The following is a 13676-nucleotide window of genomic DNA, read 5'->3' on the forward strand; positions in this document are numbered from 1 at the left end:
ACTTAAATACTATAATTCTATCTAAATATATTGTCAATAGTAATTCATGGGTAAATAAGAAGAAATTCTGATGGGAAATTTGAGCTGAAATTGTTTTTGTCAAAACTGAAAGATCCCAGAAATAATTCCGGGATCTTTCAGGATGGCTCTTTTTTTGGGAATAATGATTCCTACTTGGCCATTTTCATCATTTAATGTTTTTTGAATCCTTGCTTTTCCACGTAATCTTTCATGTACAACCTGCTTTTCTTTCCAAGCATGTCAGCCATTTGCCCTGTCCAGGTGTCTTTTCGTTTCCCTTTCGTCCGTTGCTCGTAATAACTTGAGATCGTTTCGTTGTACTCTTCAAGTTGTCCGATGAACTCCTGCTTATCCGCCTGATATCCATTTTCATGATAGATATTGGACTGCGGCAAACGCGGCTTTTTATCGGAACGGTTTTTCGGATATCCAACCACTAGAGCGAATAACGGAATAACCCGATGCGGTATATTCAAAATCTCGGACACTTCAGGGAGATGGGTGCGGATCCCGCCTATATAGCAAATGCCGAGATCCATCGATTCTGCGGCCAATGCTGCATTTTGAGCCGCTAGAGCAGCGTCAATGCAGGCAACCATGAATTTCTCCGTGCTTTCAATCGATTCGGTAAGGTCCTTGCCTTCCATCTCCGAAACCATATCCTGGCGATATAAATCGGCGCAAAAGACAAATAGATGTCCATTCTTCTCTACATAAGGTTGTGGACCGGCAAGTTCAGCAAGCTTGGCTTTCTTTTCCGGATCTGTTACCCCAATGATTGAATACGCTTGAATATAGCTTGAAGTCGATGCAGCCTGGGCACATTCCACAATCGTATTAATTTGCTCCTCAGACAATAGCTTGTCCTCAAAAGATCGAATGGAACGGTGATCTAAGATCTTCTCAATAATATTATTCAAAGCTCCCACCCCTAATAAGTATGTAAAGTAAAACATCGATCATCGGGGCTGAAATGCCCCCGATGACAGTATGCGTGTAACTCAACCTTTAGTTTTTAAATCCAAATCACGGTAATTTTGCTGTCTCAATGCTTCATAAATCAAGATGGCTGCTGTATTTGACAGATTTAGCGAGCGTACTTTATCCGTCATTGGAATCCGCAGGCACCGATCCATATTTTCTTGAATCAGCTCTTTCGGGAGACCCGTCGTTTCACGGCCAAAAATGAAATATATCTCACTGTCCTGATCACTGTAATCGAAGCTGGAATGCGGCTGCTCCCCGAATTTCGTTAAATAATAAAATTCACCGCCCGCATTCTTTTCAAAAAACTCTTCTAGTGAATCATAATAATGGATCTTTACATTCTCCCAATAATCGAGCCCGGCCCGTTTGAGCTGTTTGTCATCGGTAGAAAAACCAAGCGGGCGAATGAGATGTAAAGACGTATCCGTCCCTGCACACGTTCTTGCGATATTGCCTGTATTTGCTGGAATCTGTGGTTGATATAAAACTACATGTATTGCCACTTCATTTTCACCTCTAGTTTAAATTTCACCTTAATTATAGCATTAAACAAAAAAGACTAAAAACCTATCACCTCCCATCTAAAATCACAAAGAATTTATAAACGATGTTCGGTGTATACCTAGTCGAATCCTCATATGTCCAATACCTGTGCCGGCTGTTCATCGTATGTGCGTTCACAAGCGGCATCCCATCCTGATCCTTTGCCGTTACGATCAAGTTGTGATCAAACCGACCATCCCCTTCGAAATCGATACAGAGGATATCACCTAAATTCAATTCATATGCCGATTCCACTTGCTTCGTCCTGATGAGATTCCCGGCTTTTAGCAGATGATATAAAGAATGGGCAGTCGTCCAAGTGTAGCTCCAGCTTTTTCCTCTAATCCACCAGCCTTTATTTTTGTTCGGCGCCCCCCACATTGGAATTCCTCCCGCATGTAAACATTGTGAAATGAAATTCGTACAGTCATCAGTGAATTTATGGTATCCCGGATTGAATTCATTCCACCAACGCTCGGCGTATTGAACGGCCTTCATCCGCTCATACTTATATCCGAGACGCTCTGCGCCTGCATCCCACTTTGGTGTTCCCTCTTCCGTTTCAAAGCTGGGCACAAGTTCACGTTCATCCACCATGTACCCATTTCGAAACCTTGCCTCCCTTTCTTCCATTTCTTCTTCTATATAAAATGAATCCTCCTGTTTCAATAAATACTGCAGGTGCACCTGATAAGTTAGGACTGTATCATTGTCTTCCTTTTTCTTTGAATGAACCTTGCCTGCAGCATTCACTCGAACGATTTCCGCAGCACGGTTCCTCATCAATTCCTTTTTCAGATGTAATTTCCTTTCACTCCGTTCCTGATTATCGGAAGTATAAAACTCTACTCTTTCTTGTAAAAGGCGTTGCAACTGTTCCTTCAAGTTCATGCCCTCCTTCTTACCATCTATGCTAATGTGTATGTGTGAGGGCATGGACAAAACACAACTTCATTAAAAGTGGAGTATCAATCCTTTCTATTATTAAAAATATACGGAGACTCCTAATCAATCAAATACTCAAAAGGGACACACCAAGCCCCCACAAAAAAACCGCCCCATAATGATTCACGGAGCGGCTGCTTTATATATATCATTGTAGTTCCAAGGAAAACTGCAGTCCTTTCTCGATTTCTGTCAGTACCTCTTTATCCGTTTCCTTCATTCGTGCTTCTTCCAAAATGGAAACAACCTGTTCCCGACCAATTTTCCCAACCGCCCAGGCGGCCGTTCCCCTAATCACAGGCCTTGGATCATCCTTCATGACCTGGATCAATTGGGGCAATGCCGTTTCATCTTTGAAGTGGGCCAATGCTAAAATGGCATTTCGTTGGATTGGTTTTTTACCGCGCCAAGAGCCGGATACATGGCCATATGCGTCTTTGAATTCCCGATTCGAGATGGTAAGCAGAGGTTTCAGCAGCGGTTTCGCTAACTCAGGGTCGGGTTCCATCTCTTCATGAAAATGAAAATCCATTCCTTTGTTTTTCGGACAAACGGTCTGGCAGGTATCACATCCATACAAACGGTTGCCTATTTTCGTCCTGAATTCATCCGGCAGGAACCCTTTTGTTTGCGTCAAGAACGCGATACAACGTTTGGAATTCAGTTGGCCACCCTGTACGAGCGCACCTGTTGGGCAAACATCCACACATTTGTTGCATGTCCCGCATTGATCTTCCATCGGCTGATCCGGTTCAAATGGCAAGTTGGTAATCATGTCTCCCAAGTATACATAAGACCCGAATTCCGGAGTGATGATCATACTATTTTTTGCACTCCACCCGATTCCTGCACGTTCTGCCACTGCTCGATCTGATAACTCACCCGTATCAACCATGGACTTCGTCATTGCACCTGGTACTTTATCTTTTATGAAATCCTCAAGTAACTGCAATTTATTACGAAGAACGGTATGATAATCCGTTCCCCAAGAAGCCCGGCAAAAAATCCCGCGCCGCTCACTTTTTGTACTTTGCGGGGCATCCTTCAATTTCGAAGGATATGCCAGCGCAATGGAAATGATGGACTGCGGTTTATCGAAAATCAATTCAGGCCTGACCCTTTTTTCAATATCGGCTTCTTCAAACCCTGATTGATAATCCAGTTCCTGTTGACGTATCAGCCGACTTTTCAAATCGGTAAAAGTCGTGGCCGATGTAAAACCGATTTTATCGATGCCGATTTCTTTACTATATATAATCACTTCTTGCTTGAATGTATTCATATCCATGTTTATCACCTTCGTTCATTCAGTATTCCCAGGCTTGTATCCATTTCAAACCATTGCTATCTATGATAAACTAATTGCAATCATTTTTGGAGGTGAAACGCTTGGAAATTACCATATCGGCTAATCTTAGCAGTAAAATCCCTGAATTCAAAGTTGGTATCATTACATATGAAAACATCGAAGTAGGTCCCTCCCCACAAATGGTGAAAGGAAGGCTTCAATTATTTCAGGAAGCTCTTTACTTCGACCTTGAAGAAAAGGAATTGACCGACTTTTCCGGCATTAAAGTATGGCGAGAGATTTTCAAGACGACAGGAACCAACCCTTCTCGTTATCGCCCTTCCGTTGAAGCCCTTTACCGCCGTGTAAAAAAACAAAATTACTTAACCCCCGTCCATTCCGCCATCGATTTGAATAACTTCTTCTCCCTTTTATATGAAGTGCCGATCGGCATTTATGACGGGGATAAATTAGCAGGTGACATCTCGATTAAAATTGGCGATGGTTCTGACGGTTATGAAGGCTTGAACGGCCGATTGAATTCCATGGAACATATGATTACTTCAGCTGATCGTGATGGCACATTCGGAAGTCCTTACGTTGATTCAAACCGAACGAAAGTCACCGAAGAAACGAAAAAGGCCATCCAAATCATTTATTTACAACCCAACACACCTATCACGGAAGCCCATCAGCTAACAAAATCGTTGATGGACATGTTCCTTGAAATCCACGGTGGTGAAGGGACTTACTCAATTGTAGAAGGATGATCAAAATTGACCAGAAATAAACCCCTTTCAAATTCGGAAGGGGTTAATACATGATCCGTTTAAACATAATTATAGATGCTCCAGTTTGGTTTCACCTGAGATTCACACTATATCCCCGAGTTCATTCTTACAGCTGCAATCGCGGGCTGGCAAGTTATCGTTACTGCCACCTATATGTGTCCCAGCTCCTTTGCTTCCCAGACTGTTACTTCCTTAAATTAAAGGTAAAAGAGATAGATATACAAATTTGGACAATAAAAAAATCCCACTGTAAACAGTAGAATTCTCATTATAATATTTAAACGCAAAGCTTCGTTCTCCAGGTAACGAAACCCTACGTTATGAGTATGTATTGGAGCGGGTGAAGGGAATCGAACCCTCATCATCAGCTTGGAAGGCTGAGGTTTTACCACTAAACTACACCCGCATATCCTTGTAGAACTTTGTCGAATCGTATTACCAACAAAATTAATTATATAGTTTTATGTGAAAAAATGCAATAGTTGTTTTTAAAAAAATTTAAATTTATGGATAGTAACGATAATATATTCATTCACTCTAGCAAAGATGTTAAAAAGTCCCCTGAATCAGAGAACTTTTTCAACCTATAGCATGATTTAAGACCAAATGACTTCCATTAGCCGAGGGTAAACCTGCTGTGCCGTTTCAAGCAACATGATTAACTTCCTGAACGCTAGATCCGGTACAAAATCCCCCTCTAGGGAGTATGAATAACGAATGGAAATGGTCCCTTTTTCTTCATACAGCTTTGAATACCTAAAATTAGCATTATATTCATTCAACAGTGTATGTACATCTTGCTTTTTATCAGGATTCTTCAACTCGGCGACATTAAAGCAAAATAAGTCCGCCACATTTTCATCTTGATTGAATGCAAAAACTAAAAGAACCTTCCACCCATCCTTTAACTTCTGCTCAGCTCTAAAAAAGGTGGTGCCATCTTCATTCAACTCATTCATATAGATTTTCTCACTAGTTAAAAAATCACGAAATTTTGCAATGTTTGACATGGTTCATCACCTTTCTGTATGTAAGTACATTTTATAATGAAAATTGGCATTTTCACAGACTTTTCTATATACATTTTATTTTCCGTCTTTTAATTAAGGGAATGAACCACTTCGTTTAATGAATAGAAGCCCATAATAAAAACTCCCTGAGGAGATTGATTAGCTCGTTGCTTCACCGCTAAACCGAAGTGCTTTTTGAAGATCCAAAATTTCATGGCGGATTTTTGAGTACCCTTCAATTTCCGGAACCTCTTTGTTAGTAAGTGACCGCCCCTTATCTGCAGCGATTGCCATCGTTTCAAAAACATACAGTAATTGAGCAAGTTCACGCTCTGAAAGTACCGACCTATCAGAGAATTTCAAGCTTGCATTTAATAAATATCCCAACTGTTCTATCGAAAATATGACGGGCCACAGTGATTCCAGCCTGTCCTTGTTTTTGAATATCTCACCAAGAGCCGCATTGTAGACCGTTAATAGATTTACCATATTGGTTTGCATTTTGTTCCTTTCACTTCTTTCATCGATTGCAAGTTCATTATCATGTTCTGAGAACGCCACCAATAGAAATTGACCCTGGCTTCGAATCGTTTTGGCCATCAAATGATTGAGAAGACTTGATGCCGATCGACTGCCGATTAACAGCGATCCAAGAAGACCTATCATGCTCCCAACGACGATATCGGTTATTCTTACGGTCGCAAAAAAACTAAAATCATAGCTTTGAGTTGAATATTCCGCCATGATTAAAGCTGAAGGGGTAAAAAACATCGCCGCCAATCCATAATTCCTTACGATGAAAAGCTCAGTAATGATTGTCAAACACAAAATGATCAGAACGATAATGAACTCGTTATGAACGGATGCAAGAATTAAGCTTGCTATTAGGAGTCCCATGATTGTCCCGAAAGTCCTTTGGACCGCCCGATGAAATGTGGCAACGATGGACGCACCAGACATAACGGCTGCACAGGATAAGGGAATCCAGTACGAACGGTTAAAATCAGCGGAATAGGCTATGATTGCTGCAATGGTAAGGATTGTTCCATATCGAATGGAAGAGAGAAAGACAATTGAGTTCTTATCGAACGCCCCAAGAAAAATCGTTTTTAAAGAAGGCTTTGAGATTGATGCTTCTTGGTGGATTTTACTAACCGGTTCATTCATGATGGCATCTGCATTGTAAATTTCAACGAATAGCTTTTCCACCTCTAGTTCCATTTGGTCCGGCTGGAGAATCTTTGATTCATTTTTAGTTTTAGATGCAATGGAGTCAGCCAAGGCACGTACCGATTGTCCTAATTCTGGCGTTAGTACAACCTTTTTACGCAAGGATATTTCCAATGCTTCCAAGAAAATGACATTCGCATGGTCGTTCAATAGAAACAACCGCTTTAACATGTCTGGACTTCGCCTGTTTGAAAATCCTGCTAACAATGTATCTTCCGCCTGTTTCATCGCCAATACCGTTCTTTGTCTTGCTGCATTGAATCTCCCGGTGCCTAGTGAATCAAAGAAAGCCCCCAATTCTCTGTATACCTTTTCCACCGCAAGCTTTTCTGGTCCATGAGGATTGAAGAACCAACCTAACATACAGATTATCCAAGACAGTGCCCCACCCAATAAAACTAGGCCTCCACGCAACGGCGCAAGAGTCTGATCAATGGGCATACCTGTCGCTAGCGCAAAACTCAAGACGAAGAAAACCGCCGAAGGACCGGGAATCTTTAATGCACCAAAAATAAAAAAAACACTTGCCCCGATGATCCCCATCATTATGGCTGTTCCCAATTGGTATGGAGCCAAAAGCGTCCCTAATACAACAGATAATGCAAGACCCACCATCACACAGAAAATCTTTTTAGCTCTTTGGTGATACGGTTGGTTAAATACGTATAAATAAGTGAAACCGCCTATTCCTGCCAATAAACCGTACGCTAAATTGCCGAATAATAAGCCAATGAAAACGGGTAAGGCAGCCGCTATCCCTGCACTTAATGCTTTTATCCATGGAAATGGATTCTTTTTTAATTCAAAAGCCTGTTTAAATGTCGTATGTATTACATCCAACTTCAGAGATTTTGAAGATGTCCTTTGCTTTTCATTCATTTCAGATTTATCCTTTCATTAAATGATTACCTAGGTAACTATTATATTTACTTTATCATAACATTATGCTGAGTTCTATGTTTAAGGAGACCCTTTTTTAATATCCTTCATATGGAACAAAAGATACCGTAAAGGGTAAGTAATTCTTGAATGCCTTTGTTTTTCACCTACTTTTCGTATGACTTTCACGAAGGAACATCACTGTCATGACTTCAACAAATATGTAGACAAACATGGCCCATATCTGCACATCGATTCTTGTGTCAGTGACTTGCATCGAAATTATTGATGATCTATATAACTATCTTATCTCGTTTGTTATTCAAGCGACAAAAACTCCCAAAACGACATTGATCCCAACATATGAAAATCCAGAGAATTCCACTGCATATTTTATTCCTATGGTTGATTATCTCTCATGAAGGACATGCTTTGTAATTGTTCCTGAATGGACAACCCTATATCCAATCAAAAAAAAGGTCGAAGCACATCGATTTAGCTGGAAGATGTGCTTCGACCTCTATTATTATTGGTTTGACGAGATTTTTTTGAAATGACGCTCTTTTAATACACCCTCATTTTCTAAGATCAAACAAGATCTCGCCTCCACTATGTTCCCATAAACTTATAGTTGAGCGAATTCGGGTTCCGCAACTTTTACAAGTTGTTTACCGAGGTTCGTTCCTTTAAACAAGCCTAGAAAGGCATCAGGTGTGTTTTCAAACCCTTCAATTATGGTTTCCTCATACTTCAGTCTTCCTTCTTGGAGCCATTTCCCTAAATCCGTTGCGCCTTCTTGGAAACGAGCGGCATAATTTCCAACTGTGAAACCTTTCATTAGTGCACTCGTTTTGATCATGGCTGATTGCAAACGCGGTCCTAAATCTTTTCCTTCTGCATTATATGATGAAATCGCCCCGCATAATGGAATTCGGGCATTTGTATTCAAAAGTGTGAAAACAGCATCAGTCACCTCGCCACCCACATTATCGAAATAAACATCGACACCATCAGGAACGGCATTTTTTAAATCTGTCGCAAAACTATCTTTTTTATAATTTACGGCACCATCAAAGCCAAGTTCTTTCGTTAAGTACTCAAGTTTTTCATCTGAACCAGCGATACCGACAACCCTAGCACCTTTAATCTTAGCTATTTGTCCAACAACTGAACCAACAGCCCCAGCTGCTCCGGATACTACGACCGTTTCACCCTCTTGAGGCTTGCCAATATCAAGCAAACCAAAATAAGCTGTTAAACCGGTCATTCCAAGAACCCCTAAATGAGTTGTGACCGGAGCCACCTTAGGATCAATTACTCGAATTTCTTTTTCAGTGACCACTGTATATTCTGCCCAGTCTATATTCCCAACCACGACATCCCCTTGTTTAAAGGAATTCGATTTAGAGTCTACCACTTCAGCAACAACGCCGCCTGTGATGACCTTATTCAATTCAAATGGAGCAATATATGATTTAGTATTTTGCATTCTTCCACGCATGTATGGATCGACAGATAAATATAGCGTCCGTACTAAAATCTCATTATCTTTTGGTGTGGGAACTTCACTCTCCACAAAGTTAAAATCCTCTTTCGAAGGCATACCTTTTGGACGGTTTGCCAAGGTGATTTTTTGTTGTTTGGATTGTGTCATCCTTCATTCCTCCTTGATTTTGAATATGTAATATCGAAAAGTAAGCGTATCACTGATGAAGTTCATCGGTCAAAGATTAAGATTTCCTAATGCTTCCATTAACACTCTGTATGTATCCTCTTACTGAAAATCCCAAACTTATTATTACCTATTATGTGCCATTTTTTTCATTCAAAAAAAGGATTAGGATAACCGAATAGCCAACCAAAATAAGAACAAATCCATTTGAGGATCTGTTCTTATTTTTTTATAGTACCAGCAAAGCACTAAGAGCTTCTTTTCAATTTAATACAACGTCTCAGCATTCCCTCTCTTCAAAGACGTAATTTTTTTGTGAAGGAAGATTAACAGGATTTATTGAATCCTTTAAAATGATACCGAAAACTGTCTATGATTTTCCTTTTGGTCTCCCTCGGTAGATAAAAAAATAGAAGGAATTACTTTTCATTTAAATAGGAGGAAATAATGAATATAAGAATCTTGAATCCACTGGATGCTGAAAATTACCGGAAATTAAGATTAGAAGCTTTACAAAACAATCCTGAGTCATTCGGTTCAAGCTTTGAGGAGGAAAAGAAAAATCCTTTAGAAACATATAAGAGCAGGTTTCAATCGGACGAGTCTTTTACTTTAGGTGCATTTGAAAACGAAAAACTTATCGGTGTAGTTACTTTAGTTAAAGAAAATAAGCTTAAACTAAAGCATAAAGCCACTATCTTTGCCGTGTACGTTTCTCCTGAAAAACGTGGTAATGGAATTGGAATGCGCTTGATGGCAGAAGTCATTAAGAAGGCCAAAAATACGGAAGGAATCGAGCAGATCTATTTATCTGTCGTGACAACTAATGAGGCAGCAAAAAAACTCTATTCTGATTTGGGTTTTGAGGTTTTTGGAAAAGAGAAAAGAGCATTGAAGATAGATCATACCTATTATGATGAAGAGCATATGATTTTGTTTCTTTAAAAAGCCATTGTTTGGAAAAACAGGTGTGCTATGTTCTATGCACGCATGAAAGTTTTTGCATTTACTCCACTTGGAAGTGATAAGAGTATACTGGACATAGAGTCAGGTATACTCCTGCTCCTAGCCCTTAGGTGACTGTCTGTCAGACATTTAACCTAGGGGGGTCACTGTTTCACAATCACGAGACCTTTCTAGTTAACATCACAAGTCAGTATATTTCCTTTCAATTCTCCTAAGTTCATCCGAGAGTCCAAATAAGGTGTGTAATACGGCTGTTTGAATATATAGATTGATATAATTATCATTGCTTTTCTTCTGAAAGGACAAGTCATGTTTTTCATCAATTAATCGCGTTATGCATTGATTAATTTCGCTCCACATTTCTTTCGTTTCTTCTTTAGTTTTAGTTTCCATAATCTCCCACTCCTTTTTTATTAGTCTATCCACTCTATTAAATTCTTATACTTGATTTCACCTATTTATTTTTTTAAACAACATCATCGTTGTTGTACTTCAGTGGATAATATCTCGGACCAAGAAATTTCTTCCTCATAAGGATTATTATCATTGATAAACTTTATAAGTTTCTTTAACTCTATAATTCTTGATGGATCTATCTTTTTCTGTAAATAATAGTTAAAACACTCGTTGATTATGATTGGATTCTTGATGCTTGTTTCCAATAACAGGGCGGTTGCTTTAGATGGAGTAACATCTAAGGAGTATGCCAAAGCATTAATTTGTTCATTAGTAGATTCGATGAAACGAATTGTAGCTCTATCCGTTGGTACATTATACTTTTCTCTTTGAAGTGACCTTCTTTCAAGTTCTCCAAAATACACCGTATTATTAAATTGATACGTTCTTCTGAAATGTACGGATAACATTTCAATGACTTGTTTTGAATATAAACCTGATTCACAAATAAACGCTCCAACATCTTTAACCGGTGTAGTCGTGATATATGATATTTTAATTAATGTTTCTTTAAGTTTTACTGGAATCGTTGGTTTAATAGTATATTTTTTATCGGATCTAACCTTTCGTGTTTTAAACATTTTTATCCATCACCCAAATTCAAATATATTTTAACCAGTGTCCTCCTGTCCCAAAGTTATTTAATAAATATGTATGTACAAGCTTACATAATATGTATAAGATTTATGAATGTGACACTAACTGAAGTCAAAATGATCGCGACTTTCAAAAAAAACAAAAAGGGCTGTTGCAGCCGGGTCAGAAAACGGTGGTTACGATGAAATGAAAATGGCCCCAAGACAACCTTAGGGCTTAATCCTTCCTATTTAGCAAATATCCTTCAATTTCCTGCTTACTTTTTAAAATGACTATTAGCTTTTCCGGCTTCGTCCTTTGAAGTTCTCCAAGTATGTTTTTCATTTTTTTCTTGCGAGGAAAATAGGTGATCATTATAAATTTAACAAACTGCCAGTCTAATTTTTCATTGCAGCCTACAGACATATCAGGTCGTGTTTTACCTATATAAGACAATCGACGTTTTACAACACGGTAAAGACAAACATGTAGAGGTAGTTCTAAATAAATGATCGTATCGGCATGCTCCGAACGTAAAGCAAAAGAATCACTATAATTTCCTTCTATTATCCACTTGTTATGACTCAATACTTCCTTCTGAGCAGAAATGAAATCATTTAAAGGAGCTTCCACCCAGCCAGGTCTCCAGTAGAATGTATCCAAATGATGTACTTCGATATTTAAATATTCTCCAAGCCCTCTTGCAAAAGTAGATTTTCCAACACCCGCGGACACTCCTATAACCATAATACGCTCCATTGGTATCCCCTCTCTTTCTAGTAGATTTGCAAAATATATTTCCTTTCTTCCCAATTGCTCCATAAGGAAAAGGCGATCCTTCTTATTGAAGAATCGCATCAGTTAATGATGGTCAAGACGGTATACTTACAGAAACAAGCGATAGTCTTATTTGCTTTTTAAATCAATTGCCCTAAATGTTTCTTTGCATCATATTCAACAAGTTTTTCATCCTGCTTAATTCGTGCCAGATAATCCGGATTGGCAATAAGCGGACGTCCAATTGCAGCAACGTCAATGATGCCTTTTTCGAGTGCGGCTTCTGCTGTTTTCACATCAAGCCCACCTACACCAACTATAACTCCATCCCAATGACTGCGTACCAATTCATGCATGGTCAATCCTTTGGCAATCGGCTTGGTAAATTCCATCGTGGAAGGGTGAATCATTTTGACTCCTGCTTCATGGAAAGCCTCAATAAATGTTTCGATCGCTGCTTCAGGGTCATCCCACATGTAAGCTGGCTGGTCAATCTTCAAAGCCGAGAAACGAATAAGGGTACGGTCCGCTCCAACCGCGTCGATGACCGCTTTTAACACTTCCTTCATAAATGTCAGACGCTGTTTTAAATCACCGCCGTACCGATCCGTCCTTTTATTGGAAGTGTCAGAATTAAACTGATCTATTAAGTAGCCGTGTGCACCATGAATTTCCACACCGTCAAAGCCGGCATTCATTGCATTTTGTGCAGCTTGTTTGTATTGGCTCACTACTTCTGCAATCTCCGCTTCAGTCATTTCTTCAGGAATATCAAAGGGTTTCCCGAATCGTGAAACCTTTCCTTCAGCAGCGATAGGAGACGGAGCCTGCGGTGGAAGTCCTCCTGCAAGTTCGTTGTGGCTTGCACGGCCGACATGCCAGATTTGTGCAATGATCGTTCCGCCTTCAGCGTGAACAGCTTCCGTTACTTTTTTCCACCCGTTGATTTGCTCTTGAGTGTGAATCCCCGGAACTCCTGGATTCCCCTTTGCTCTTGGAGAAATCACAACACCTTCTGTAATGATAAGTCCGATTCCATCCTTTGCCCGTTTACGGTAATATTCTACGGTCAGGTCATTCACAACACCAGTTTCTTTATCAGCAAACGCCCGTGTCATAGGAGCCATCGCTGTTCTCGTTTTTAAATTCCATGCACCAACTGTTACAGGTTCAAAAATTTTAGTTTTAATTTGCTTCATTAAAATTCCTCCTGTTAAACTTTGTTTTTTTGAGAACAAACTAACTTTTGGTAACTATCATTTTGTAAGACTATCCGATAAAGGGTTAATTTACAAATAATTCACTCTTGTAATTACGTCATTTCGTAAAAATGGTAAAAAAGACCAACAAAACTATTCAAAATTCCAATTTGTTGGCGGACTGCCATCTAATTCGGCCTGCAACCCATCTATTCCGGCCTTCAACGAGATAATTCTACACAATCGAGTAGGAGGAGGCGCCTAGCCTCCGACCTCTCACACCACCGTACGTACCGTTCGGTATACGGCGGTTCAGTTTAAGTCTGACGTAGTTTT

At 39.6% G+C, this 13676-nt stretch carries 12 protein-coding genes, 1 tRNA gene and 1 pseudogene; 2 read left to right on the plus strand and 12 right to left on the minus strand.

Going from position 1 to position 13676, the window contains the following annotated elements:
- Positions 1 to 191: 191 nt before the first annotated feature.
- The 4 genes from nfsA to queG form a co-directional block, all read right to left on the minus strand.
- Positions 192 to 941 carry an oxygen-insensitive NADPH nitroreductase gene (gene nfsA, locus ACFWE9_RS22315; RefSeq protein WP_230157300.1) on the minus strand — a complete coding sequence of 250 codons (750 nt, stop codon included), beginning with the start codon at positions 939 to 941 and terminating at the stop codon, positions 192 to 194.
- Between the two features lie 81 nt (positions 942 to 1022).
- Positions 1023 to 1511 (minus strand): tRNA (uridine(34)/cytosine(34)/5-carboxymethylaminomethyluridine(34)-2'-O)-methyltransferase TrmL, encoded by a 489-nt coding sequence (gene trmL, locus ACFWE9_RS22320; protein WP_230157302.1) that lies wholly within the window; start codon positions 1509 to 1511, stop codon positions 1023 to 1025.
- Positions 1512 to 1578: 67 nt separating this feature from the next.
- On the minus strand, positions 1579 to 2436 hold the full coding sequence (locus ACFWE9_RS22325) for an amidase domain-containing protein (protein WP_230157304.1): 858 nt from the start codon (positions 2434 to 2436) through the stop codon (positions 1579 to 1581).
- Positions 2437 to 2644: 208 nt separating this feature from the next.
- A complete protein-coding gene (gene queG / locus ACFWE9_RS22330) occupies positions 2645 to 3784 on the minus strand; it encodes a tRNA epoxyqueuosine(34) reductase QueG (protein ID WP_230157306.1) in 1140 nt (379 codons plus the stop codon).
- 101 nt (positions 3785 to 3885) lie between these two features.
- Here queG and ACFWE9_RS22335 point away from each other — a divergent pair, with 101 nt between their 5' ends.
- On the plus strand, positions 3886 to 4554 hold the full coding sequence (locus ACFWE9_RS22335; RefSeq protein WP_230157308.1) for a B3/B4 domain-containing protein: 669 nt from the start codon (positions 3886 to 3888) through the stop codon (positions 4552 to 4554).
- A 353-nt stretch (positions 4555 to 4907) separates the two neighbouring features.
- On the opposite strand, the gene ACFWE9_RS22340 is transcribed toward ACFWE9_RS22335, so the two are convergent.
- From ACFWE9_RS22340 to ACFWE9_RS22355, 4 genes are all read right to left on the minus strand, one after another.
- Positions 4908 to 4981: transfer RNA gene (locus ACFWE9_RS22340), tRNA-Gly, on the minus strand.
- Positions 4982 to 5171: 190 nt separating this feature from the next.
- Positions 5172 to 5585 carry a YbjN domain-containing protein gene (locus ACFWE9_RS22345; RefSeq protein WP_230157310.1) on the minus strand — a complete coding sequence of 138 codons (414 nt, stop codon included), beginning with the start codon at positions 5583 to 5585 and terminating at the stop codon, positions 5172 to 5174.
- Positions 5586 to 5744: 159 nt separating this feature from the next.
- Positions 5745 to 7694 (minus strand): FUSC family protein, encoded by a 1950-nt coding sequence (locus ACFWE9_RS22350; protein WP_377358864.1) that lies wholly within the window; start codon positions 7692 to 7694, stop codon positions 5745 to 5747.
- A 625-nt stretch (positions 7695 to 8319) separates the two neighbouring features.
- Positions 8320 to 9348: an NADP-dependent oxidoreductase gene (locus ACFWE9_RS22355; RefSeq protein ID WP_230157312.1), complete on the minus strand. Its 1029-nt coding sequence runs from the start codon at positions 9346 to 9348 to the stop codon at positions 8320 to 8322.
- A 465-nt stretch (positions 9349 to 9813) separates the two neighbouring features.
- Here ACFWE9_RS22355 and ACFWE9_RS22360 point away from each other — a divergent pair, with 465 nt between their 5' ends.
- Positions 9814 to 10311 (plus strand): GNAT family N-acetyltransferase, encoded by a 498-nt coding sequence (locus ACFWE9_RS22360; RefSeq protein ID WP_230157313.1) that lies wholly within the window; start codon positions 9814 to 9816, stop codon positions 10309 to 10311.
- Between the two features lie 201 nt (positions 10312 to 10512).
- Here the strand turns inward: ACFWE9_RS22360 and ACFWE9_RS22365 are convergent, their stop codons facing one another.
- The 4 genes and pseudogenes from ACFWE9_RS22365 to ACFWE9_RS22380 form a co-directional block, all read right to left on the minus strand.
- A complete protein-coding gene (locus ACFWE9_RS22365; protein ID WP_230157314.1) occupies positions 10513 to 10725 on the minus strand; it encodes a hypothetical protein in 213 nt (70 codons plus the stop codon).
- 83 nt (positions 10726 to 10808) lie between these two features.
- Positions 10809 to 11369, minus strand: coding sequence for a hypothetical protein (locus ACFWE9_RS22370; RefSeq protein WP_230157315.1), 561 nt, complete (start codon positions 11367 to 11369; stop codon positions 10809 to 10811).
- A 232-nt stretch (positions 11370 to 11601) separates the two neighbouring features.
- Positions 11602 to 12123, minus strand: coding sequence for a P-loop NTPase family protein (locus ACFWE9_RS22375; RefSeq protein WP_377358867.1), 522 nt, complete (start codon positions 12121 to 12123; stop codon positions 11602 to 11604).
- A gap of 158 nt (positions 12124 to 12281) precedes the next feature.
- A pseudogene (locus ACFWE9_RS22380) lies at positions 12282 to 13325 on the minus strand (alkene reductase); the annotation flags it as partial.
- Positions 13326 to 13676: the final 351 nt, after the last annotated feature.

This window comes from Peribacillus sp. NPDC060253 (assembly GCF_042727425.1).
Classification (GTDB): domain Bacteria; phylum Bacillota; class Bacilli; order Bacillales; family DSM-1321; genus Peribacillus.